This window comes from Kitasatospora sp. CB02891, from assembly GCF_002803145.1.
Classification (GTDB): domain Bacteria; phylum Actinomycetota; class Actinomycetes; order Streptomycetales; family Streptomycetaceae; genus Kitasatospora; species Kitasatospora griseola.
Genome location: NZ_NNBO01000007.1, coordinates 324,722 through 344,424, shown reverse-complemented (window position 1 = coordinate 344,424; position 19,703 = coordinate 324,722). Strand labels below are relative to the sequence as shown.

Annotated in this window: 18 protein-coding genes; 11 read left to right on the top strand and 7 right to left on the bottom strand. The window is 73.9% G+C overall.

Annotated features, from left to right (window positions below; genetic code table 11):
• Nucleotides 1-20 precede the first annotated feature (20 nt).
• Nucleotides 21-842, top strand: a complete 822-nt coding sequence (gene fdhD / locus CG736_RS18565) for a formate dehydrogenase accessory sulfurtransferase FdhD (protein ID WP_043914289.1) — start codon at nt 21-23, stop codon at nt 840-842.
• Nucleotides 843-867: 25 nt separating this feature from the next.
• On the opposite strand, the gene CG736_RS18560 is transcribed toward fdhD, so the two are convergent.
• Nucleotides 868-1,068, bottom strand: a complete 201-nt coding sequence (locus tag CG736_RS18560; protein ID WP_100587295.1) for an acyl-CoA carboxylase subunit epsilon — start codon at nt 1,066-1,068, stop codon at nt 868-870.
• 17 nt (nt 1,069-1,085) lie between these two features.
• Nucleotides 1,086-2,675 carry an acyl-CoA carboxylase subunit beta gene (locus tag CG736_RS18555; RefSeq protein WP_100587294.1) on the bottom strand — a complete coding sequence of 530 codons (1,590 nt, stop codon included), beginning with the start codon at nt 2,673-2,675 and terminating at the stop codon, nt 1,086-1,088.
• Nucleotides 2,676-2,876: 201 nt separating this feature from the next.
• Here CG736_RS18555 and CG736_RS18550 point away from each other — a divergent pair, with 201 nt between their 5' ends.
• From CG736_RS18550 to CG736_RS18540, 3 genes are all read left to right on the top strand, one after another.
• Nucleotides 2,877-3,773, top strand: a complete 897-nt coding sequence (locus CG736_RS18550; RefSeq protein ID WP_369880217.1) for a biotin--[acetyl-CoA-carboxylase] ligase — start codon at nt 2,877-2,879, stop codon at nt 3,771-3,773.
• Between the two features lie 193 nt (nt 3,774-3,966).
• On the top strand, nt 3,967-5,058 hold the full coding sequence (locus CG736_RS18545) for an adenylate/guanylate cyclase domain-containing protein (RefSeq protein ID WP_100587293.1): 1,092 nt from the start codon (nt 3,967-3,969) through the stop codon (nt 5,056-5,058).
• 137 nt (nt 5,059-5,195) lie between these two features.
• A complete protein-coding gene (locus tag CG736_RS18540) occupies nt 5,196-6,956 on the top strand; it encodes a sensor domain-containing diguanylate cyclase (protein WP_100587292.1) in 1,761 nt (586 codons plus the stop codon).
• A gap of 74 nt (nt 6,957-7,030) precedes the next feature.
• Here CG736_RS18540 and CG736_RS18535 read toward each other — a convergent pair whose 3' ends face one another.
• Nucleotides 7,031-7,450 carry a DoxX family protein gene (locus CG736_RS18535; protein WP_100587291.1) on the bottom strand — a complete coding sequence of 140 codons (420 nt, stop codon included), beginning with the start codon at nt 7,448-7,450 and terminating at the stop codon, nt 7,031-7,033.
• Between the two features lie 246 nt (nt 7,451-7,696).
• Here CG736_RS18535 and mmpB point away from each other — a divergent pair, with 246 nt between their 5' ends.
• Nucleotides 7,697-7,831, top strand: a complete 135-nt coding sequence (mmpB, locus tag CG736_RS38405; RefSeq protein ID WP_255419013.1) for a morphogenic membrane protein MmpB — start codon at nt 7,697-7,699, stop codon at nt 7,829-7,831.
• 10 nt (nt 7,832-7,841) lie between these two features.
• On the top strand, nt 7,842-8,453 hold the full coding sequence (locus CG736_RS18530; protein ID WP_100587290.1) for a nucleoside triphosphate pyrophosphatase: 612 nt from the start codon (nt 7,842-7,844) through the stop codon (nt 8,451-8,453).
• Nucleotides 8,454-8,460: 7 nt separating this feature from the next.
• On the opposite strand, the gene CG736_RS18525 is transcribed toward CG736_RS18530, so the two are convergent.
• Nucleotides 8,461-9,213, bottom strand: coding sequence for a S9 family peptidase (locus CG736_RS18525; RefSeq protein ID WP_100587289.1), 753 nt, complete (start codon nt 9,211-9,213; stop codon nt 8,461-8,463).
• Between the two features lie 242 nt (nt 9,214-9,455).
• Here CG736_RS18525 and CG736_RS18520 point away from each other — a divergent pair, with 242 nt between their 5' ends.
• Together CG736_RS18520 and CG736_RS18515 are read left to right on the top strand one after the other, a co-directional pair.
• The gene (locus CG736_RS18520) at nt 9,456-10,208 is read left to right on the top strand and encodes a hypothetical protein (protein WP_100587288.1); all 753 of its coding nucleotides are present in this window, start codon (nt 9,456-9,458) and stop codon (nt 10,206-10,208) included.
• Nucleotides 10,209-10,427: 219 nt separating this feature from the next.
• Complete coding sequence (locus CG736_RS18515; protein WP_100587287.1) at nt 10,428-12,203, top strand: biotin carboxylase N-terminal domain-containing protein; 1,776 nt, start codon at nt 10,428-10,430, stop codon at nt 12,201-12,203.
• Between the two features lie 49 nt (nt 12,204-12,252).
• Here the strand turns inward: CG736_RS18515 and CG736_RS18510 are convergent, their stop codons facing one another.
• From CG736_RS18510 to CG736_RS18500, 3 genes are all read right to left on the bottom strand, one after another.
• On the bottom strand, nt 12,253-13,560 hold the full coding sequence (locus CG736_RS18510; protein WP_157815631.1) for a condensation domain-containing protein: 1,308 nt from the start codon (nt 13,558-13,560) through the stop codon (nt 12,253-12,255).
• Between the two features lie 112 nt (nt 13,561-13,672).
• A complete protein-coding gene (locus CG736_RS18505) occupies nt 13,673-14,590 on the bottom strand; it encodes a DeoR/GlpR family DNA-binding transcription regulator (protein ID WP_043916429.1) in 918 nt (305 codons plus the stop codon).
• A gap of 198 nt (nt 14,591-14,788) precedes the next feature.
• On the bottom strand, nt 14,789-16,243 hold the full coding sequence (locus CG736_RS18500; RefSeq protein WP_100587285.1) for an NAD(P)H-quinone dehydrogenase: 1,455 nt from the start codon (nt 16,241-16,243) through the stop codon (nt 14,789-14,791).
• A gap of 142 nt (nt 16,244-16,385) precedes the next feature.
• Here CG736_RS18500 and CG736_RS18495 point away from each other — a divergent pair, with 142 nt between their 5' ends.
• The 3 genes from CG736_RS18495 to CG736_RS18485 all read left to right on the top strand — a co-directional run bounded on the left by CG736_RS18495 (nt 16,386) and on the right by CG736_RS18485 (nt 19,662).
• Complete coding sequence (locus CG736_RS18495) at nt 16,386-16,823, top strand: gamma-glutamylcyclotransferase (RefSeq protein WP_100587284.1); 438 nt, start codon at nt 16,386-16,388, stop codon at nt 16,821-16,823.
• Nucleotides 16,824-16,979: 156 nt separating this feature from the next.
• Nucleotides 16,980-17,810, top strand: a complete 831-nt coding sequence (locus CG736_RS18490) for a purine-nucleoside phosphorylase (RefSeq protein ID WP_198520544.1) — start codon at nt 16,980-16,982, stop codon at nt 17,808-17,810.
• Nucleotides 17,811-17,964: 154 nt separating this feature from the next.
• Complete coding sequence (locus CG736_RS18485) at nt 17,965-19,662, top strand: phospho-sugar mutase (protein WP_100587282.1); 1,698 nt, start codon at nt 17,965-17,967, stop codon at nt 19,660-19,662.
• Nucleotides 19,663-19,703 lie beyond the last annotated feature (41 nt).

The window sequence follows — 19,703 nt, the reverse complement described above, 5'->3', positions numbered from 1 at the left end:
CCCGCGGAGGTGCGACACGGATGGCGCGGGCAACGGTACGGCGGCGAGTGGTGCGACTGCGCGACGGGGAGCGCGGCGCGCGGCCCGACAGTCTGGCGGCGGAGGAACCGCTGGAGATCCGGATCGGCGGCGAGGCGCTGACCGTCACCATGCGCACCCCCGGCCACGACTTCGACCTGGTGGCGGGCTTCCTGGTCGGCGAGGGCCTGGTCGCGGCCACCGAGGAACTCGCCGCGCTCCGCTACTGCGCCGGCACCGACGCCGACGGCGCCAACACGTACAACGTGGTCGACGCGGCCGTCCGCGGCGCGCGCCCGGCGCTCTCCGCGCACCGCAACCTGCTCACCACCAGCGCCTGCGGCCTGTGCGGACGCGACACCGTGGACGCCGTGCGCACCCGCAGCCGGTGGGACGTCTCGGCCGACCCGCTGACGCTCGACCCGGAGGTGCTCTACGCGCTGCCGGACAGGCTGCGCGCCGCCCAGCGGACCTTCGACTCCACCGGCGGCCTGCACGCGGCCGCGCTGTTCGCCGCCGACGGCGCCCTGCTGTGCGCCCGCGAGGACGTCGGCCGGCACAACGCGGTGGACAAGGTGGTCGGCTGGGCGCTGCGCGAGGGCCTGCTGCCGCTGCGCGGGCACGTCCTGCTGGTCTCCGGCCGGGCCTCCTTCGAACTGACCCAGAAGGCCGCGCTGGCCGGTCTGCCGCTGCTGGCGGCGGTCTCCGCGCCGTCCTCGCTCGCCGTCGACCTGGCCGAGGAGCTCGGCCTCACCCTGGTCGGCTTCCTGCGCGGGCGCAGCGCGAACGTCTACACCCGCGCGGACCGGATCGCCGGCGGCTGAACCGCCGGCGATCCGTCGAGGGGCCTCAGCGCGGCCAGAGGCTGGTGCGCCAGGTGTGCGGGCCGGGCGCGGGGACGGGACGGGGAGTGCGGCTGGTCCACGCGGTGGCCGGGCCGCTCGCGGAGGCCGCCCCGGCCCCGGCGGCGGCCCGGGCTTGGACCACCGCCAGGACGGTGGCCAGCTCCTCGGGGGTCGGCTGCCCGTGCAGCACCTGAATGGGAGTCATGCGGGTGAGCCCTTCTGCTACAGCGGGATGTTGCCGTGCTTCTTCGGCGGCAGCGCCTCCCGCTTGCCGCGCAGCGCCCGCAGCCCGCGGACGATGTGCCGGCGGGTCTCGCTGGGCGCGATGACCGCGTCGACGTAGCCGCGCTCGGCGGCCAGGTACGGGTTGAGCAGGGTGTCCTCGTACGAGGCGAGCAGCTCGGCCCGGCGCTCCTCGGCCCGGCCCTCGGCCTCGGCCGCGGCGATCTCCCGGCGGTGCAGGATGTTGACCGCGCCCTGCGCGCCCATCACCGCGATCTGCGCGGTCGGCCACGCCAGGTTGATGTCGGCGCCCAGGTGCTTGGAGCCCATCACGTCGTACGCGCCGCCGAACGCCTTGCGGGTGATCACGGTGATCAGCGGGACGGTGGCCTCCGCGTAGGCGAAGATCAGCTTCGCGCCGCGGCGGATGATGCCGTCCCACTCCTGGCCGGTGCCGGGCAGGAAGCCGGGCACGTCGACGAAGGTCAGCACCGGGATGTTGAACGCGTCGCAGGTGCGCACGAAGCGGGCGGCCTTCTCGCTGGCCGCGATGTCCAGGCAGCCCGCCAGGTCCATCGGCTGGTTGCCGACCACGCCCACCGGGTGGCCCTCGACCCGGCCGAAGCCGACCACGATGTTGCCCGCGTACAGCGGCTGGACCTCCAGGAAGTCCCCGTCGTCCAGCACGTGCTCGATCACCCGGCGGATGTCGTACGGCTGGTTCGCCGAGTCCGGGACGATGCTGTCGAGCTCCAGGTCCTCGTCGGTGATCGACAGGTCCGCCTGCTCCGGGTAGACCGGCGGGTCCGAGAGGTTGTTGGAGGGCAGGTACGAGAGCAGGCTCTTGACGTACTCGATGGCCTCCTTCTCGTCGGCGGCCAGGTAGTGCGCGTTGCCGGACTTGGTGTTGTGGGTGCGGGCGCCGCCCAGCTCCTCCATGTCCACGGTCTCGCCGGTGACGGTCTTGATCACGTCGGGGCCGGTGATGAACATGTGCGAGGTCTTGTCGGCCATCACCACGAAGTCGGTGACCGCCGGCGAGTACACCGCGCCGCCCGCGCACGGGCCCATGATCAGCGAGATCTGCGGGATCACGCCGGAGGCGTGCACGTTGCGGCGGAAGATCTCGCCGTACAGGCCGAGCGAGACCACGCCCTCCTGGATCCGGGCGCCGCCCGAGTCGTTGATGCCGATCATCGGGCAGCCGGTCTTCAGCGCGAAGTCCATCACCTTGACGATCTTCTCGCCGAACACCTCGCCCAGCGAACCGCCGAACACCGTGAAGTCCTGCGCGAACACCGCGATCTGGCGCCCGTCCACGGTGCCGTAGCCGGTCACCACGCCGTCGCCGTACGGCCGGTTCTTCTCCTGGCCGAAATTGGTCGAACGGTGCCGGGCGAACTCGTCGAACTCCACGAAGGAGTCCTCGTCCAGCAGCTCCAGGATCCGCTCACGGGCCGTCAGCTTGCCCTTGGCGTGCTGCTTCTCGACCGCGGCGGCGGAACCGGAGTGCACCGCCTCGTCGATCCTCCGCCGCAGGTCGGCGAGCTTTCCGGCGGTGGTGTGCGGGTCGTTCGGTGCCTCGGCCATTGCGGTGGCTCTCCCTGCGTCCTCGGCCGCCGGCCCGGGGCGTGGAGGGTTGCGGGCAGGGCGGCACTGCGGTCTACCGTTGCGTAGCGTAGCCAGCCCGGAGGCCTCCGCGGCTATGGCCATCGACACATCGTGCCACTGCCCGGATTGCGGGACGATGATGCGGAGTGCGGCCGTCGGCCTGGCCCTAGGGTGGTGGGGGTGAGCACACCCGAGAGCCCCCGACCCCGCCGCTCCGGACTGCGCGGCTTCGGCCACGGCGGCCCGTCCCCGTGGACCGACCTGGACCGCCCCCCGCTCGACGAGGCCGCCCTGCGGCTCGACCTGCTGCGCCCGGGCGCCCTGTGGACCTCACTCGATGTGGTGAGCGAGACCGGCTCCACCAACTCCGACCTGGCCGCCCGCGCCAAGGACGGCGCGCCCGAGGGCGCCGTGCTGGTCGCCGAGTCGCAGAACGCCGCCCGCGGCCGGCTCGACCGCCGCTGGACCGCGCCGCCCCGCTCCGGGCTGTTCCTGTCGGTGCTGCTGCGCCCGCAGGGCGTGCCGATGGAACGCTACGGCTGGCTGCCCATCCTGATCGGCACCGCCGTCTCCGCCACCCTCGACCGGATCGCCGGCGTCCGCACCGGCCTGAAGTGGCCCAACGACCTGCAGGCCGAGGTCGACGGGCAGGAACGCAAGCTCGGCGGCATCCTCACCGAACTCTCCGGCGGCGCCGTGATCGTCGGCCTCGGCCTCAACGTCTCGCTCCGGCAGGCCGAGCTGCCCGTCCCCACCGCCGGCTCGCTGGCGCTGGCCGGCGCCGAGACCACCGACCGGGCCACCCTGCTGCGCGCCGTGCTGCGCGAGTTCGCGGAGCTCTACGGCGAGTGGACGGCCGCCGCCGGCGACCCGCACGCCAGCGGACTGCTCCCCGCGTACACCGCCCGCTGCACCACCCTGAACCGGCCCGTGAAGGTCCAACTCCCCGGCGAACGCGAACTGCTGGGCGACGCGGTGGCCGTCGACGGCGACGGCCGGCTGGTGGTCCGCACCCCCGACGGCGCCCGGCACGCCGTCGCCGCCGGCGACGTGGTGCACGTACGCCCGCAGAACTGACCACGTCGCGCAGGGCCGGTCTCACCCTGCGGGACCCTCGGACCGGCTGCCGGGCGGATGCCCCGGATTACGCGATTCCGTGCGAACATTCCACCTGGCAGCGGTGTGAGGCTCGCCACTACCCCCGCGGTGGTCGCGCAGCCAACCCCGAGGACGGCAAGACACAAGTGCGCAGACGCACGGGGACGGACCGGTGACAGACAACGGCGGCGCCACCACGGGCTCCGGCAACAGCGGCTCTCCCGCCGGCACGCCCGGCGAGACGGACGAGACCACCGTCGCGACCGACCTGGAGCGGCTGATCCTCGACGCCCCGCGCAAGTACACCCCGTACCAGGCCGCACGCGCCGCCGAGGTCCCGATGGACCTCGCCACCCGCTTCTGGCGCGCCATGGGCTTCCCCGACATCGGCCAGTCCCGCGCCCTCAACGACAACGACGTGATCGCGCTGCGCCGCCTGGCCGGCCTGATCGAGTCCGGGCTGCTCAGCGAGCCCATGGCGATCCAGGTCGCCCGCTCCACCGGCCAGACCACCGCGCGACTCGCCGGCTGGCAGATGGACACCTTCCTCGACAACCTCACCCAGCCCGTCGAACCCGGCCTCACCCGCTCCGACGTCGCCTACCCGCTGGTCGAACTGCTCCTCCCCGAGCTCGAACAGTTCCTGGTCTACGTCTGGCGCCGCCAGCTCGCCGCCGTCACCGGCCGGGTCGTGCAGGCCGCCGAGGACCACGAGATCACCTCCGGCCGGCTCGCCGTCGCCTTCGCCGACCTGGTGGGCTTCACCCGGCTCTCCCGCCGCCTGGAGGAGGAGGAGCTCGGCGAACTCGTCGAAGGCTTCGAGAACACCTGCTCCGACCTGATCGCCGGCCAGGGCGGACGGGTCGTCAAGACCCTCGGCGACGAGATCCTCTTCGTCTCCGAGGACCCGGCCACCGTCGCCGAGATCGCCCTCTCCCTGGTCGAGACCCTCGCCAAGGAGGACAACATGCCCGCCCTGCGCGTCGGCATGGCCTTCGGCACCGTCACCTCCCGCATGGGCGACGTCTTCGGCACCACCGTCAACCTGGCCTCCCGCCTCACCTCCATCGCCCCCAAGGACGCCGTCCTGGTCGACGGCGAACTCGCGGCGGCCCTCGAACACAACGGCACCGCGACGCTCCCCGAGACCTCCCCCGCCCCCGGCCACCGCTTCCACCTCCAGCCCATGTGGCGCCGCCCGGTCCGCGGCCTCGGCCTGGTCGAACCCTGGCTCCTGACCCGGACGCCCACCGCCACCGCCTGAGCGGCGCACTACGACTCGTCGGCGCCCGTCGCGCAGTTCCCCCGCGCCCCTGTGTTCACGCCCGCCTGCCTAGCCAAAAATCCTCCCAAACCCCCCTAGGCTGGACGAAACAGCCCGCGGGAGGGAATGTGGCGACGATGAGTGAGCAGGTTGCGGCGCCGGACTCGCGGTTGCAGGCGGTGGTGGAGCTCGCACAGGCGATGGCCGGGGCGATGACGCCGCTGGAGGCGGTGCGGGCCGCGGCGGCGCGGGCGACGTCCGCGTTGGGGGCGACGATGGCGGCGGTCTCGGTGTGGGACCGCGAGTCGGGCCGGCTGCGGGTGCTGGTCAATCACGGGGAGCTCGCGCCGGGCGAGGAGGAGCTGCCGGAGGACGAGTCGTACCCGGTCGCGGACTTCCCGGAGATCGTGACGTACCTGGAGGAGCACTGGACCACCGGCCGGCTCCCCCGGGCGTGGGTGCAGACGGCGGAGGACCTCGGCCCGCACGCCGGTCATCCGCTTCCGGCGTCCGGCGCGTTCTGCCGCTCCCGCGCCGCGGGCCTGCGGCGTCGCGGGAGGGGCTGCTGCCTGGTCGCGCCGATCGTGCTGCACGGTCAGGCGTGGGGCGAGCTGTACCTGGCGCGCGGGATCGGGATGCCGGTGTTCACGGACGCCGACGCCGAGTACGCGACCCTGCTGGCCGCGCAGATCTCGGCGGGCCTGGCGCAGACCGAGCGGGTCGCCGACCTGCGCCGCCTGGCGTTCACGGACGCGCTGACCGGCCTGGCGAACCGTCGCGCCGTGGACGCCCGGCTGGAGGAGGCCCTGAAGGCGCACACCCGGGACGGCGTGGTGGTGACGCTGGTGGTGTGCGACGTGAACGGGCTGAAGCGGGTCAACGACCAGCTGGGCCACGAGATGGGCGACCGGCTGCTGGAGCGGTTCGCGCACCAGCTGTCGCTCACCGCGGCGAAGCTGCCGGGCAGCCTCGCCGCACGCCTCGGCGGCGACGAGTTCTGCCTGCTCGCGGAGGGCCAGTCCGCCGACGAGGTGGTCGCGGTCGCGGAGGAACTGTGCGCCCGCGCACTGGAGTTGACGGACGGCGAGGGCGTCGCCTGCGGGATCGCCTCGACCGGGGACTCGATCGGCCCGGTCACCACCGCGGACCGGCTGTTCCGGCTGGCCGACGCCGCGCAGTACCGGGCGAAGGCGGCCCGGGCCGCGCACCCGGTGGTGGCGGGCCGGGGCCACGGGCCCGGGTTCGCACCGGATCCGGTGGTGCAGCTCGCGGACAGCCGACGGGCGCCGAGCGGCCGGCCGAACGGCGACCGGCGGCGGTTCCGGGGCTCCGCGCACAGCGCCGACCCGGGGCAGCTGCTGGCGGCGGTGCTGGCCGCCCTGGACCAGGGCGGCGTGCAGGGCGCGGTGACGCATCCCGCGGACACGCTGGGGCGGCTGTCGGTCCTCGCCGAGACCGCGTCCCGACTGGTGAACGCCGTCGGCTGGTGGGTGTCGTACGTACCGCCGGGCTCGCCGCTGATGCGCACCGCCCGGCACGCCGTGTACCGGATGACCGGCGGCCCGGCCTCGGCCCGGGCACAGACCCAGCGGGCCCAGATCGAGGCCCCGGACGCGGTGTTCGACCTGCGGCACTACCCGCTGACCGGCCGGGCGGTGACCGGCGGGGCGTTCGCCCTGCGGGTCGGCGCTCCGGGCAACGACGCGGCGGAGGAAGCGGTGATGGTGGTCTCCGGCTACCGGGCGATGGTCGCGGCGGGCGGTGCGAACCCCGCGGGCGGCTGGCTGGTGGAACTCTTCGCCGACGAGTCCACCCTGCCCCTCGGCCAGGTCGCACCGGCCCTGCGCTCACTGGTGGCCGTGGCCCTGTCGGGGCCGTGCTCCCCGCCGCCGTCGTGACACGCGGCGAGGAGCACGACGGCGGCGCGGGCGGGTGCGAGACCGGGGGCGCCGCTCAGGGCCTGCCCGGCCGCTCAGCGGGCGAATTTCCGCCCGACCGCGAAGCTGCCCGGCCCGACCGCCGCGATCAGCAGGAACGCCCAGCAGAACAGCACCGCGGGCTCGCCGCCGTTCTGCAGGGGGAACAGCGCGTTCTGCTGGTGGACGGAGAAGTAGGCGTAGGCCATCGAGCCGGAGGCGACCAGCGCGGCGGTCCGGGTGCCGATGCCGAGCAGGACCAGCGCGCCGCAGACGAGTTGGATGACGGCGGCATACCAGCCGGGCCAGCTGCCGATCGGGACGGTGCCGCCGCCGTGCGCCCCGCCGAGGATGCCGAAGAGGGAGGCGGCGCCGTGGCACGCGAACAGGAGGCCGGTGACGGCCCGGTAGAGCGCGACGAGGTGCGGGCGGGCCGCGTCGGTGGCGGCTCTTGCGGTGGTGACGAGGTCGGACATGGGACTCCTCAGCCGGAACCAGTGGGGTGGTCTGCTGTGCGTGCCCTGACCTGGAGTCGACCTGCCGTCGGTCCGTGGGGGGAGTTCGGCTCCCCGCACGGAGCCGATCATGAACCGGACAAGTCAGTGGGTCCATTGCAGGGTGACAACGGCGCGACGTCAAGCAGGCGTCCGAACCATCACTCGTGCCGGGACTGAGTACGGATACTCAGGCGCCGCACCGCTCCCGCGTTGCAGGCTGATCGAATGCTCTGGTCAGACCCCCGCGACGAACCTTCGCCCGAGGCCCGCGAAGTCCAGCGCAGGCTGCACCGGACGGCGGTGGTGCTGGCGGTGCTGGCCGTGATCGCCGCGACGCTGCTGCTGGCCCGGCACGGCTAGGCTGGGCGGCATGACCGCTCGCCGCCCGCTCGTTCTCGCGTCCGCCTCCCCCGCCCGGCTGGGCCTGCTGCGGCAGGCGGGCCTGGATCCGCTGGTGCGGGTGAGCGGGGTGGACGAGGACGCGCTGTCCGCGCCGACGCCCGGCGAGCTCGCGCTGGTGCTGGCGGTGGCGAAGGCCGAGAAGATCGCCGGCGAACTGGCCGCCGAGCCCGGCGAGCCGCCGCTGGTGATCGGCTGCGACTCGGTGCTGGAGCTGGACGGCCTGGCGCTCGGCAAGCCGGCCGACGCCGCGGAGGCGATCGAGCGCTGGCGGTCGATGCGCGGCCGCGCGGGCGTGCTGCGCACCGGCCACTGCGTGATCGACACCGCCACCGGACGGCAGGCGCGGGCCACCGCTTCCACCACCGTCCGGTTCGGCACGCCGGACGACGCCGAGGTCGCCGCCTACGTCGCCTCCGGCGAGCCGCTGCACGTGGCCGGGGCGTTCACCCTGGACGGCCGTTCGGCACCGTTCGTGGAGGGGATCGACGGCGACCCCGGCAATGTGATCGGCCTGTCGCTGCCGCTGCTCCGCCGCCTGCTCGCCGAACTGGACGTGCGGATCACCGACCTGTGGGCCTGACGGGTCCTCAGCCCGCCGCGGGGGCGTGCTTGGCCAGGTAGGCCTTGACGTCTGGCAGCGCGCCGTCCTTGAGCAGCGGCGCGCCGTGGTTGCCGCCCGGGTAGATCTTCAGCTGCTTGTCCTCGGCCACCGAGGCGGCGTACAGCTCCTTGGCGTTGGCGGCGAACGGGGCGTCCATCTCCTCGGCGGCGAAGTAGGTCGGGATCTTCACCGACTTGACCGCGAGCCCCGCGTTGAACTGGTTGAACACGTCGGGCGAGCTGAGCGAGACCACGGCCTTGATCGGCAGCGGGCTGTCCAGCTTGGCGGCGACCAGCGAGGAGGTGCCGCCCTTGGAGGCGCCGATCAGGGCGAGGCCGGTGACGCCCTTCTCCTTGAGGCGGACGGCGGAGGCCTTGATGCCCTCGGTGACGTCGCCCTCGGAGGTGAAGGCCAGCACGGCGTACCCGGCCTTGGTGAACTCGCCGAACACCGGCGCCCATTCGCACAGCGAGCCGCTCAGCTGGTGGGAGAAGATCACCCCCACCTTGGCCCCGCCGGCGTCCGAGTCGCGGTAGTAGGCGTCCAGGCCGGTGCCGCCGGCGGTGCCCGCGTCGAGGGCGAACGAGCCCTTGGCGGCCTGTTCCTCGGTGAGGCAGCCGTAGGTCTTGGCGGTGGGCGACGGCGTGGCCGCGGCCTTGGTCGAACTGCCGCTGCTGGAGCAGGCGGTGAGCAACAGGGCGGTCGTCGCCAGGGCGACGGGCAGGACGATGCGCTTCACGATTCCCCCGTGAATTCTGCGGATATGTGGTGGCGACGCTAGGGACGGCCGCCGAACCGGGTCAATGGTCTGAACCATTCCGTTATGCCGCGGCGGTAAGAGAGGAAGCGGCTTCCGGTTCGCAAGGTGCGGAATTGGACAGAACCGGGGCCCCACATCTGTTGCACAGTTCCACACCCTGGGCAGGTGGGCCGCCGTTAGGCTGGCGAACCGGACCGGAAAGGGGCGACGGGAAGCGGAAAATGACCGATGGTGTGCTGAACGTCGTGCTGGGCCTGGTCGCTTCGGCGATCAGCGCGGGCCTCGGCTGGCTGGCGCAGACGCTGCGCCGGCGGCGCCGGCTGGAGCGGGAGCGCGCGTTCTTCGGGCTGACCTCCGGCGGCGAGGCGCTGCTGGTCGCCAACCGGCAGGTCTCCTCGGCCGATCCGCACAGCGTGGCCCGTGACGACGTGTACGCGCTGATGGAGCTGGCCGCGCTGGTCCGCGAGTGCGGCGCCCGGTCCGTGCTGACCTCGCACGACGAGGTGCGTCAGGGGCTGGGCGACAAGACCGAGTTCTGCGTGGGCGGCCCGGAGAGCAACGCCCGGACCGCCGCGCACCTGGCGTCCTGGCTGCCCGGCGCGGCGTTCGTCGCCCCGCCGGAGGGCGCCGGGCATCCGGTCCGCACGCTGCTGGTCGGGGACCGGGAGTTCGCCTTCCGGACGGCCGCCGAGCAGCCGGGCGGGACGGCGTACGCGCTGCTGGCCCGGATACACCTGCGGCCGGGCAGCCGACCGGTGTTCCTGATCGCCGGTCAGACCGCGGTCTCCAACCACGCCGCGGTCCGCTACCTGGCCGCCCACCACCGGTCGCTGGCCCGCCGGCACGGCCCGGACGGGGCGTTCGCAGTGGTGCTGCGGGTGGTCAACACCCGCGCCTACGGCCCGGACGTGGTCGAGTTCGAGGCGGACGTGACCGCCGGGGCGACCGCCCCGCCGCAGCCGGCGGCCGCTTGATCCGACACCCCGGTGTGGCGAAGGCCACCCGGTCCGCCCGGCTCGCCGGGCGCCCCGGCGCGGCCCCCCGCGCGTCCGCGACCTGCGGCGCGCCGCCAACCGCCGCCGCCCGTACGGAAATCGGGACACCGAGCGTGTGAGCACGCTCACCACCAGGGACTACTCGCCGGTAGCGCCCTTCAATCCATAGACTCGACGAGGTTCGAGAAGGGAGCCACAGTGCGCAAGGTGCTCATCGCCAATCGCGGCGAAATCGCTGTCCGCGTCGCCCGGGCGTGCCGGGATGCCGGCATCGCGAGTGTCGCCGTGTACGCCGAGCCGGACCGGGACGCGCTGCACGTGCGGGCGGCCGACGAGGCGTACGCGCTGGGCGGCGACACCCCCGCGAGCAGTTACCTGGACATCGCGAAGGTCCTGAAGGCGGCCGCCGATTCGGGTGCGGACGCGATCCACCCCGGTTACGGCTTCCTGTCCGAGAACGCCGACTTCGCGCAGGCCGTGATCGACGCCGGCCTGACCTGGATCGGCCCGCCGCCGCAGGCCATCCGCGACCTGGGCGACAAGGTCACCGCCCGCCACGTGGCGCAGCGCGCCGGCGCCCCGCTGGTCGCGGGCACCGCCGAGCCGGTGTCCGGGGCCGACGAGGTGGTCGCGTTCGCGTCCGAGCACGGCCTGCCGGTCGCCATCAAGGCGGCGTTCGGCGGCGGCGGCCGCGGCCTGAAGGTCGCCCGCACGCTGGAGGAGATCCCGGAGCTGTACGAGTCGGCGGTGCGCGAGGCGGTGGCCGCGTTCGGCCGCGGCGAGTGCTTCGTCGAGCAGTACCTGGACAAGCCGCGGCACGTGGAGACCCAGTGCCTGGCCGACCAGCACGGCAACGTGGTGGTCGTCTCCACCCGTGACTGCTCGCTGCAGCGCCGCCACCAGAAGCTGGTCGAGGAGGCGCCCGCGCCGTTCCTGACGGCCGAGCAGAACGCCGAGCTGTACCGGGCGTCCAAGGCGATCCTGCGCGAGGCGGGCTACGTCGGCGCCGGCACCTGCGAGTTCCTGGTCTCCCAGGACGGTCTGATCTCCTTCCTGGAGGTCAACACCCGGCTGCAGGTCGAGCACCCGGTGTCCGAGGAGGTCACCGGCCTCGACCTGGTCCGCGAGATGTTCCGGATCGCCGACGGCGAGGAGCTCGGCTACGACGACCCGGAGGTCCGCGGCCACTCCTTCGAGTTCCGGATCAACGGCGAGGACCCGGGCCGCAACTTCCTGCCCGCGCCCGGCACCGTGACGCTGTTCGCCCCGCCGTCCGGCCCGGGCGTGCGCCTGGACGCCGGCGTGGAGTCCGGCTCGGTGATCGGCCCCGCCTGGGACTCGCTGCTGGCCAAGCTGATCGTCACCGGCACCGACCGCAAGCAGGCCCTGCAGCGCGCCAAGCGCGCCCTGGAGGAGTTCAAGGTGGAGGGCATGGCCACCGCCATCCCGTTCCACCAGGCCGTGGTCACCGACCCGGCGTTCGCACCCGAGGTGCACGGCTCCGAGGGCCCGTTCACGATCTACACCCGCTGGATCGAGACCGAGTTCGACAACACCATCCCGGCGTTCGTCGGCGCCGGCGGCGACGGCGAGGAGCCCGAGGGCCGCGAGACCGTGGTGGTCGAGGTCGGCGGCAAGCGCATCGAGGTGTCGCTGCCGTCCTCGCTGGGCGTCGCCTCGGCCCCGGCCGCGGGCGCCTCGGCGGGCAAGGCCAAGCGCCGGGTGGGCGCCAAGAAGGCCGCCTCCGCGGTCTCCGGCGACACCCTCGCCTCGCCGATGCAGGGCACCATCGTCAAGGTCGCCGTCGAGGAGGGCCAGGTGGTCGCCGAGGGCGAGCTGATCGTGGTCCTGGAGGCGATGAAGATGGAGCAGCCGCTGAACGCCCACAAGGCCGGCACCGTGGTCGGCCTGAAGGCCGAGGTCGGCCAGTCGGTCTCCAGCGGCGCCGCGCTCTGCGAGATCAAGGACGTCTGATCCGTCCGGAAGGGCGGCGGGAGTCCACCGGCTCCCGCCGCCCTTCGGCCTATCCGGCCGCCTCCAGCACCAACTGCTCGACGCCGCACAGGAACTGCGCCATCTGCGGGCGCTCCAGCAGCGCGCCGTCGGCGACCATCAGCAGCTCGATCGCGCCCGGCACGGCGACCACGTCCACCGCGACGGACACCCCGGGGCGGGCCGGGAACGCCTCCGGGAACCTCAACTCCCGCTCCACCTCCCCGGCTTCGGCCGCCCCGTCGGACATCGCCACGGCCAGCGGGTCCCGGGTGTCGTTCCAGATCACCGAGTGGTCGGCGGGCTCCACGCCGGACGCCCGCAGCGCCGCCAGGTCGGCGTCCAACTGCGGCTTGTGGTACCCGGAGTGGCGGTAGGCGCTGAGCGCCGGGCCCTGGCAGCGGCCGACCGTCCCCGCGAAGTCCTCGGCCAGCTCCGGGAGATGGAACAGGCCCTCCTGGGCGAGCGTGGTGACGGCCTCCGCGGCCTGCTCGGTGAACCGGTTGCCGACCACCACCTGGAACAGCACCTCACGCTGCCCGCCCAGCCGCCCCAGCTCGGTGGCGGCGGCCGCCAGCAGCACCGTGGCGTCACTGGTGCGCAGCCGGGCCGCGGCCCGCGGCAGCGCGGCGGCCAGCTCCGGGGAGCGCAGCACCGCGAACGGGAACCGCCGCTCCGGGTCCGGTTCGCCGTCCGGGCGCGGCAGTTGGGCGCGCGGGCCGCGGCTCAGCTTGTCCCGCCAGTGCCGGCGGGCGGCGGCGTCCCGGCGGCGGCCGCGCGGCGAGTCCTGCTCGGCGGCCTCCTCCAGCGGCTGCGCGAACGTCCGCTCGGCGCGCAGCTCGGCGGCGCTGCGCCCACCGGCCAGCAGCGTCAGGTCGCGGACGGCGCGGCGCATCCCCCAACCGTCCGAGGCGGTGTGCGACAGCACCAGCGCCACCTGTCGGACCAGGCCGTCCACCAGCACCAGGCCGAGCCGCACCGGCCACTCCCCCGACAGGTCGAACGGCCGGGCGGCGAACTCGGCGAGCAGCTCCGCCGCGGCCCCGGCGGCCCGCTCGGCGCTGTCGCGGTGCAGCACGGCGACCGGCAGCGCCCCGTCCGCGTCCACCTCCTGCACCAGGTCGCCGTCCCGCTCGACCAGCCGGGTGCGCAACGCGTCGTGCAGGTGCAGCAGTTCGGTGAAGGCCCCGAGCGCCGTCGCCAACGGCAGGCCCGGCTCGACGGGCGCCGCCGTCCGCAGGTTGTACCGGGGCGCCTCGGGGCCCAGCTTCACCAGCGCGGTGTGGATCGCCCGCTGCCCCCAGGTCGCGGGGCCCCGCCCGCCGCGGGCCGCACGCACCGTCAATTCCGTTGTGCCGTAGGGTCTTTCGCTCGATGCGTCCATGGGCGCAGACGCTACAAGCGGGCCCGGCCGGCCTGCCAGGGGGCAGGGACCGCCGGGCCGGAAGCGGTCAGCGGATCCGTTCGGCGAGCCGCGCGGCGATCGGCAGGCCGCCGTGCGGGGCGGGGCGGCGCTGGCCGGGGAGCGGGGTGCCGGGGGCGGCGAGCCCGGCCGGCGGGACGGGGCGGCGGGGCGGTGCGGCGGACGGCTGCGGGTGCACCGCCGGCGCCTCGGCGGGCAGGCCGAGCGCGGCGACCGAGATCTGCACCCCGCAGTCGGCGAGCGCGTCGAGTTCGCGGGCGGTCGGGTCCTCCGCCGCGGTGTGCTCGTCGGTGACCAGCCGGGTGATGGCATCGGTGGCGACGGTCTGGAACATGCTGTCCGCGCCGAGTTTGGTGTGGTCGGCGAGGACGATCACCTCGTTGGCGGACTGCACCAGGGCCCGGTCGACGCTGGCGGAGAGCATGTTGGCGGTGGACAGGCCGCGTTCGGCGGTCAGCCCGCTGCCGGAGATGAAGGCCTTGGTGACCCGCAGCCCGGCCAGCGACTGCTCGGCGCCGCTGCCGACCAGCGCGTAGTTGGAGCCGCGCAGGGTGCCGCCCGTCATCACCACCTCGACCCGGTTGGCGTGCGCCAGCGCCTGGGCGACCAGCAGCGAGTTGGTGACCACCGTCAGCCCGGGCACCCGGGCCAGTCGGCGGGCCAGCTCCTGGGTGGTGGTGCCGGCGCCGACCACGATGGCGTCGCCCTCCTCGACCAGGCCCGCGGCGAGATCGGCGATGGCGCTCTTCTCGGCCGCGGCGAGATGGGTTTTCTGCGGATAGCCGGGCTCCCGGCTGAAGCCGCCGGGGAGCACCGCGCCGCCGTGGCGGCGGTCGAGCAGCCCTTCGGCCTCCAGCGCCCGGACGTCCCGGCGGACGGTGACTTCGGAGGTCTGGACGACGCGGGCCAGCTCTCGGAGCGACACGGCTCCGTTGGCGCGCACCATCTCGAGGATCAACTGGCGACGTTCTGCAGCAAACACAGAACCGACGGTAACCCGAGTGACCGTCTGCTTTCAGGCGTTTGCACCTGGTAACCGGATTTGCTCACCCAAGAGCGGCGCACGACCGTACAATGCGCGCTCCGCCGGGCGGGTGAGCCGGGCGGCGTGCGCCCGGCTCGGCCCGAACGAGCCGGTGGAACGTCAGGAACCGGCGCCCTCGCGCTTGCGGATGTGCAGCTGGCGGGCGGCCTCGGCGGTGGAGCCGGACAGCGACGGGTAGACGGTGAAGGTGTTGGCCACCTGCTCGACCGTCAGGTTGTTGTCCACCGCGATCGAGATGGAGTGGATCAGTTCGGAGGCGCGCGGCGCGACCACCACGCCGCCCACCACGATGCCGGTGCCCGGGCGGGCGAACAGCTTCACGAAGCCGTCCCGGATGCCCTGCATCTTGGCCCGCGGGTTGCCGCGCAGCGGGAGCTTGATCTCGACCGCGTCCATCTTCCCGCAGGACACGTCGGCGTGGGTGTAGCCGACGGTGGCGATCTCCGGGTCGGTGAACACGTTGGACGCCACGGTCTTCAGGTTCAGCGGCTGCACCGCGTCGCCGAGCGCGTGGTACATCGCGATCCGGCCCTGCATGGCGGCCACCGAGGCCAGCATGAACACGCCGGTGCAGTCGCCGGCCGCGTACACGCCGGGGGCGGAGGTGCGGGAGACCCGGTCCACCTTGATCTGGCCCCAGTCGTTGACCGCGACGCCGGCCTCCTCCAGGCCCAGGTCCGCGGTGTTGGGAATGGAGCCGACCGCCATCAGACAGTGCGTGCCGGTGATCACCTTGCCGTCGGCCAGCGTGACCTCCACCCGGTCCCCGATCCGCTTGACGCTCTCGGCGCGGCTGCGGCCCATCACGTTCATGCCCCGGCGGCGGAACACGTCCTCCAGCACCTCGGCGGCGTCCGGGTCCTCGCCCGGCAGCACCCGGTCGCGCGAGGAGACCAGCGTGACGTTCGAGCCGAGCGCCTGGTAGGCGCCGGCGAACTCGGCGCCGGTGACGCCGGAGCCGACCACGATCAGCTCGCGCGGCAGCTCCTCCAGGTCGTACACCTGCGTCCAGGCCAGGATCCGCTCGCCGTCCGGCTGGGCGTCGGGGAGTTCGCGCGGGCGCACGCCGGTGGCGATCAGCACCGCGTCGGCGCGCAGCGACTCGACCCGGCCGTCGGTGTGGTCGACCAGCACCTCGCGGGAGCCGTCGATGGCCTGCCCGCTGCTGCCGAGCCGGCCGCGGCCGCGCAGCACGGTGACGCCGGCCCGGGTCACGGCCTGGGTGATGTCGTGCGACTGGGCGATCGCCAGCCGCTTCACCCGTCGGTTCACCTTGCCGAGGTCCACTCCGACCACCCGGGCCGGGTCGGCGGCGTCCGGCGTGCCGTCCGCGACCAGGATGCCGAGTTCCTCGTAGGAGCTGTCGAAGGTAGTCATCACCTCGGCGGTGGCGATCAGCGTCTTGGACGGCACGCAGTCCGTCAGCACCGCCGATCCGCCCAGACCGTCGCGATCGACGACGGTCACCTCCGCGCCGAGCTGGGCGGCCACGAGGGCCGCCTCGTATCCGCCTGGTCCGCCACCGATGATCACGATCCGAGTCACGTGCTCCATTGTCCCGCACGCCGGAACGGATTCCACGCCGGGGCCGTTGTTGTCGACCCTTGCTCCCGGCCCGGGGGCGCCGGTAGGGGCGGGGTCCGCGGGCGGGCCCGGTCGGGGGCTGCGGGCGGGCCGCTCCCGTAGGCTGACGCACATGTCGCTCTATGCCGCCTACGCCACCAACCTCGACGCCCGGCAGATGAGCCGGCGTGCCCCGCACTCCCCGCTGCGCGGCTCCGGCTGGCTGCCCGGCTGGCGGCTGACCTTCGGCGGCGAGCAGCTGGGCTGGGAGGGCTCGCTGGCCACCGTGGTGGAGGACGAGAAGGAGCAGGTCTTCGTCTCGCTCTACGACGTCGCCCCGATGGACGAGGACGGCCTGGACCGCTGGGAGGGCGTGCAGCTCGGCATCTACCGCAAGGTGAAGCTGCGCGCGCAGACCCTGGACGGTGAAGTCGCGGTGTGGACGTACGTGCTGAACGACTACGAGGGCGGCCTGCCCGCGGCCCGCTACCTCGGCCTGATCGCGGACGCCGCGGAGAGCGCCGGCGCCCCCGACGACTACGTGCTGGACCTGCGCCACCGCCCCTGCTGACGGCGCGTCCGCGCCTGCGGCGGACGGGAGTTCGGCCGCGTCCCCCGTCGTCCCGGCGGGGACGAATGACGGCGTTCCGTGCATTCCGGTAACGATCCGGCATGGCTCGGCCCCGTTGTCTACGCGCGTAGGCAGATTTGACCTATCCTCGACCATGTGAACGCATCTCCTCAGACGGTCGTCTCCGCCGACCCCTACGCCGCCGCTCGGGAAGCCGCCGACCGGCTGCGCGAACTCACCGGCGCCGAGCGCCACGACGTCGCCCTGGTGATGGGCTCCGGCTGGGTGCCGGCCGCCGACGCCCTCGGTGAGACGCTCGCCGAATTCCCGGTCACCGAGCTGCCCGGCTTCCCCGCCCCCGCGGTGGCCGGCCACGCCGGCACCATCCGCTCGGTGCGGATGCCCGGCGACGGCGACCGCCGGGCGCTGGTGTTCCTCGGCCGCAACCACTACTACGAGGGCCACGGCGTGGCCACCGTGGTGCACGGCGTGCGCACCGCCGCCGCGGCGGGCTGCAAGACCATCGTGCTCACCAACGGCTGCGGCGGCCTGCGTCACGGCTGGACGCCCGGTCAGCCGGTGCTGATCAGCGACCACATCAACCTGACCGCGGACTCCCCGATCGTCGGCGCCAACTTCGTCGACCTCACCGACCTGTACTCCAAGCGCCTGCGCGCGCTGTGCCGCGAGGTCGACCCGTCGCTGGACGAGGCCGTGTACGTGCAGTTCCGCGGCCCGCACTACGAGACCCCGGCCGAGGTCAACATGGCCCGGGTGCTCGGCGGCGAGCTGGTCGGCATGTCCACCACCCTGGAGGCCATCGCCGCCCGCGAGGCCGGCGCCGAGGTGCTCGGCATCTCGCTGGTCACCAACCTGGCCGCGGGCATCACCGGCGAGCCGCTCAACCACGCCGAGGTGCTGGAGGCCGGCAAGGCCTCCGCCGAACGGATGGGCGCCCTGCTGGCGAAGGTCCTGGAGCGCATCTGACACCCCGCCCGGGACGCGACTCCCGGGCAGCTCAGCACCTCTGACCGAGAATCGGCGCAGGACGACGGCGGCCATCGACGGGTTCGGTGGCCGCCGTCGCTCCCTCCGCCGCAGTACCCACACTCCGTCCATCCACGTACAGGGAGCGGGCCGCATGCCGAAGGCACCCACCAACGACCTCCTCGACCGGGCCCGTGCCTGGCTGGCCGAGGACCCCGACCCGCAGACCCGGCAGGAGCTGTCCGCGCTGCTGGCCGCCGCCGAGGGCCCCGAGGTCGAGGCCGAGGAGCGGATCGCCTGGTCGCGGCTGGCCGAACGGTTCTCCGGCCGGCTCCAGTTCGGCACCGCCGGCCTGCGCGGCGAACTCGGCGCCGGCCCGATGCGGATGAACCGCGCCGTGGTGATCCGCGCCGCCGCCGGCCTCGCCGGGTACGTCCGCAAGCACCCCGAGCTGGGCGACCTGGTGGTGATCGGCTACGACGCCCGGCACAAGTCGTACGACTTCGCCCGCGACACCGCCGCCGTGGTGGTCGGCGCCGGCCTGCGCGCCGCGCTGCTGCCCCGGCCGCTGCCCACCCCCGTGCTCGCGTACGCCATCCGGCACCTGGGCGCGGCGGCCGGCGTGGTCGTCACCGCCAGCCACAACCCGCCGCAGGACAACGGCTACAAGGTCTACCTGGGCGACGGCTCGCAGATCGTGCCGCCCGCCGACGCCGACATCGCCGCCGAGATCGACGCGCTCGGCGCCCTCGCCGACGTCCCGCGCGCCACCGAGGGCTGGGAGGTGCTCGGCGAGGACGTCCTGGACGCCTACCTCGACCGGGCCGCCGCCGTCCTGGACGCCGACGGGCCGCGCGGACTGACCACCGTCTACACCCCGTTGCACGGCGTCGGCCGCGACGTGCTGCTGGCCGCGTTCGAGCGGGCCGGCTTCCCGGCGCCGACCGTGGTCGCCGAACAGGCCGAGCCCGACCCGGACTTCCCGACCGTCGCCTTCCCCAACCCGGAAGAGCCCGGCGCGATGGACCTGGCCTTCGCCACCGCCCGCGCCGCCCGCCCCGACCTGGTGATCGCCAACGACCCGGACGCGGACCGCTGCGCCGTCGCCGTCCCCACCGCCGACGGCGACTGGCGGATGCTGCGCGGCGACGAGGTCGGTGCGCTGCTCGGCGCGGCCCTCGCCGCCAAGGGCGCGAGCGGCGTCTTCGCCACCACCATCGTCTCCTCGACCCTGCTCGGGAAGATCGCCGCCGCGGCCGGCCTCGGCTACGCGGAGACCCTCACCGGCTTCAAGTGGATCTCCCGCGCCGAGGGCATCCGCTACGGCTACGAGGAGGCGCTCGGCTACTGCGTCGACCCGGACGGCGTGCGCGACAAGGACGGCATCACCGCCGCCCTGCAGATGGCCGAGCTCGCCGCCGGCCTGAAGCGCGACGGCCGCACCCTCGCCGACCTGCTGGACGACCTCGCCCTCGCGCACGGCCTGCACGCCACCGACCAGCTCTCGGTCCGCGTCGACGACCTCTCCGTCATCGCCGAGGCGATGCGCACCCTGCGCGACAAGCCCCCCGTCGAACTGGCCGGCCTCGCCGTCGCCCGCGCCGACGACCTCACCGCCGGCACGCCCGAGCTGCCGCCGACCGACGGCCTGCGCTACTACCTCACCGGCCCCGCGGTCGGCTCCGCCCGGATCGTGGTCCGCCCGTCCGGCACCGAGCCCAAGCTCAAGTGCTACCTGGAGGCCGTCCTCCCGGTCGCCGCCCGGGAGGACCTCCCCGCCGCCCGCGAACAGGCCCACGCCCTGCTGACCGCCCTCAAGCAGGACCTGGCGGCCGCCGCCGGCCTCGTCTGACCCTCCGGCAACGGAAGAGGGCCCCGGGAGGAGTCCCGGGG

Coding starts and splice junctions, on each gene's coding strand:
- CG736_RS18560 (WP_100587295.1), bottom strand. CDS start 1,068: ATGACTCCCATTCAGGTGCTGCACGGGCAGCCGACCCCCGAGGAGCTG.
- fdhD (WP_043914289.1), top strand. CDS start 21: ATGGCGCGGGCAACGGTACGGCGGCGAGTGGTGCGACTGCGCGACGGG.
- CG736_RS18495 (WP_100587284.1), top strand. CDS start 16,386: ATGTCGCTCTATGCCGCCTACGCCACCAACCTCGACGCCCGGCAGATG.
- CG736_RS18540 (WP_100587292.1), top strand. CDS start 5,196: ATGAGTGAGCAGGTTGCGGCGCCGGACTCGCGGTTGCAGGCGGTGGTG.
- CG736_RS18530 (WP_100587290.1), top strand. CDS start 7,842: ATGACCGCTCGCCGCCCGCTCGTTCTCGCGTCCGCCTCCCCCGCCCGG.
- CG736_RS18505 (WP_043916429.1), bottom strand. CDS start 14,590: ATGGTGCGCGCCAACGGAGCCGTGTCGCTCCGAGAGCTGGCCCGCGTC.
- CG736_RS18520 (WP_100587288.1), top strand. CDS start 9,456: ATGACCGATGGTGTGCTGAACGTCGTGCTGGGCCTGGTCGCTTCGGCG.
- CG736_RS18555 (WP_100587294.1), bottom strand. CDS start 2,675: ATGGCCGAGGCACCGAACGACCCGCACACCACCGCCGGAAAGCTCGCC.
- CG736_RS18485 (WP_100587282.1), top strand. CDS start 17,965: ATGCCGAAGGCACCCACCAACGACCTCCTCGACCGGGCCCGTGCCTGG.
- CG736_RS18535 (WP_100587291.1), bottom strand. CDS start 7,450: ATGTCCGACCTCGTCACCACCGCAAGAGCCGCCACCGACGCGGCCCGC.
- mmpB (WP_255419013.1), top strand. CDS start 7,697: ATGCTCTGGTCAGACCCCCGCGACGAACCTTCGCCCGAGGCCCGCGAA.
- CG736_RS18500 (WP_100587285.1), bottom strand. CDS start 16,243: ATGGAGCACGTGACTCGGATCGTGATCATCGGTGGCGGACCAGGCGGA.